This is a genomic window from Micromonospora globosa, assembly GCF_000717585.1.
Classification (GTDB): domain Bacteria; phylum Actinomycetota; class Actinomycetes; order Mycobacteriales; family Micromonosporaceae; genus Micromonospora; species Micromonospora aurantiaca.
In genome coordinates, this window is the sequence record NZ_JNZR01000116.1 from 1 (window position 1) to 205 (window position 205).

Sequence of the window (205 nt, forward strand, 5' to 3'; positions counted from 1 at the left end):
TTTCGATCTTTTCAGCGTCGGTATCGGGCCGTCCAGCTCGCACACCGTCGGGCCGATGCGGGCCGCCCGTACGTTCGTGGCGGGTCTGAAGGCCGACGGGCAGCTCGCCGATGTGGCGCGGGTACGGGCGGAGCTGTTCGGCTCGCTCGGCGCGACCGGCCACGGGCACGGCAGTGACCGGGCGGTGCTGCTGGGGCTGGAGGGT

1 protein-coding gene is annotated in these 205 nt (G+C 72.2%); it reads left to right on the top strand.

What is annotated here, in order from left to right:
* Positions 1 to 205: serine dehydratase beta chain (locus IF06_RS32755; RefSeq protein ID WP_036312225.1), on the top strand; the 205-nt coding region annotated here is incomplete at both ends.